This window comes from Vibrio sp. (assembly GCF_047973365.1).
GTDB lineage: Bacteria > Pseudomonadota > Gammaproteobacteria > Enterobacterales > Vibrionaceae > Vibrio.
Window position 1 is genome coordinate 1 of record NZ_JBKEBW010000150.1, and the last position, 2,077, is coordinate 2,077.

The following is a 2,077-nucleotide window of genomic DNA, read 5'->3' on the forward strand; positions in this document are numbered from 1 at the left end:
CTTGGATATAAGCCGCCGTTTAGATTTATCCGAATGAGTAGTTGGAGAAATGCGCAAAGTCCTCTAGCCAGTTATGCGATGCCAAACCAATGGTTCAACGAACTGGGGTTGGTAAATCTTGAGCAAGTAGGAACAGGGTATGTGTTTAGCAATTATGCTGAATGGAAGTATGCATGAGCCGTATACGAGGTCCGTACGTACGGTTCTGTGAGAGGGATGAGGCGGTAACGCCTCACCCTACTCGATATATCGTGAATATCAGATGTCTATTCGACAGGATTGGAATGACCGAATGTTTGGTGAATTTAACCTAATCGATAAATATTTTTCTGCTCGTCAAACTCAGCGTAAAGATGTGCATCTTTCGCTTGGGGATGATTGTGCGATAGTGAAAGCACCAGAAGGTGTACGTATTGCTATTAGTACCGATACCTTAGTCGCAGGCACTCACTTTTTAGCGGATGCTAACCCTGCTTGGGTGGCACACAAAGCATTAGCTTCAAACATCAGTGATTTGGCCGCTATGGGGGCGACGCCTGCCTGGGTTTCGATGGCACTTACCCTGCCTAAAATAGATGAGGCTTGGTTAAAACCATTTTGCGATGCTTTTTTCGACCTCGCCAATTACTACAATATTCAGTTGATTGGTGGTGATACAACCAAAGGACCGCTGAGTATCAGCTTGACCGTTCAAGGCTTTGTGCCGGATAGCCGGGCACTCACTCGTTCTGGCGCAAAAGTGGGTGACTGGATTTATGTCACGGGTGAACTGGGTGACAGTCAGGCAGGGTTAAGTGTGGTGCTTGATGCTGAAAAAAGACATGAACCTTTCGCTTTGGAGCTGGAAAAACGTCATTATATTTCTCATCCGAGAGTCCTCGCGGGGCAAGCTTTATTGAACGTTGCTTCGTCCGTGATTGATATTTCTGATGGTCTTATTGCAGACTTAAAGCATATTTTGAATCGCTCACAAGTCGGCGCTTCCATTGATACCAGCTTGTTACCTATTTCTAAAGAGCTCATACAGTTCCTTGGTGATATCTCTGCTGCGCAAAAATGCGCTTTAACCAGTGGTGAAGAGTACGAGCTATGTTTTACGGTGCCAGAACAAAACAAAGGTTCGCTTGAGAGCGCGCTAGCACACACAGGAACCAAGGTGACCTGTATTGGTCAAATTCGACCTCTTGGCACATTTGAACTACACCATAAAGGTAAAAAGCTGAACTGGTCGCTGGAAGGATACGATCATTTTAAGGCTGATGTATAAGGTAGAAGTATGACGAACCCTAAATCACTCATCTTATTAAGTAATCCTTGGCATCTGCTCGCCACTGGTTTTGGTAGCGGGTTATCGCCGATTGTACCGGGGACTATGGGGACACTCGCGTCGATTCCATTCTATTTGCTACTTGTGCAGTTGCCTTTATGGTTGTATTTGGTAGTGGTCATTGTTGCCAGTATTGTTGGGATTAAAATTTGCCAAATCACTTCCGATGACATGAAAGTGCATGATCATGGCTCGATTGTCTGGGATGAATTTGCCGGTTTCTGGATAACAATGTTGGTGGTGCCGCTGTTTAACCTGCCGGTTTTCGATTGGCAATGGCTTGTGACAGGCTTTGTTCTGTTCCGCTTTTTCGATATGGTTAAACCGTGGCCAATTGGCTGGCTGGATAAGCGTGTTCACGGTGGGCTGGGCATTATGATTGATGATTTAGTGGCGGGTGTGATGTCCGCTGTTAGCCTTGGATTGATTGGCTATTGGGCGGGATGGATGGTTTAGTCTCTCGGTATTCTGCGAGAAAAAATGAAGGTTCCCAATGGGACAATGCCAATCAGTTAAGAAAATCTCTCGTTCCCATGCTCTGAAGTGACCCCATAAAGTTGGACATTTCTGTTAAGCGGCTTGCAAGGCCTGATTTCGATATTCTATCGGAGTCAGGCCTTTAAATTTCACCTTAATCCGTTTTGTATTGTAATACTCTATATATTCTTCGATATTTGCAATCAGTTCATCAGCATCAGTGAAGCTTTGACCGTGATACATCTCTGTTTTGAGTAAAGCGAAGAAGTTTTC

General features: G+C 45.0%; 3 protein-coding genes and 1 pseudogene. 3 read left to right on the forward strand and 1 reads right to left on the reverse strand.

The features are described 5' to 3' along the window. From ACK5MF_RS17700 to pgpA, 3 genes and pseudogenes are all read left to right on the forward strand, one after another. Positions 1–177, forward strand: a pseudogene (locus tag ACK5MF_RS17700) (group II intron reverse transcriptase/maturase); the annotation flags it as partial. Between the two features lie 115 nt (positions 178–292). Further along, the gene (gene thiL, locus ACK5MF_RS17705; protein WP_416923852.1) at positions 293–1,267 is read left to right on the forward strand and encodes a thiamine-phosphate kinase; all 975 of its coding nucleotides are present in this window, start codon (positions 293–295) and stop codon (positions 1,265–1,267) included. Between the two features lie 9 nt (positions 1,268–1,276). After that, a complete protein-coding gene (gene pgpA / locus ACK5MF_RS17710; protein ID WP_416923851.1) occupies positions 1,277–1,783 on the forward strand; it encodes a phosphatidylglycerophosphatase A in 507 nt (168 codons plus the stop codon). A gap of 114 nt (positions 1,784–1,897) precedes the next feature. Here the strand turns inward: pgpA and ACK5MF_RS17715 are convergent. After that, positions 1,898–2,077: IS3 family transposase (locus ACK5MF_RS17715; protein WP_416923196.1), on the reverse strand; the 180-nt coding region annotated here is incomplete at its 5' end.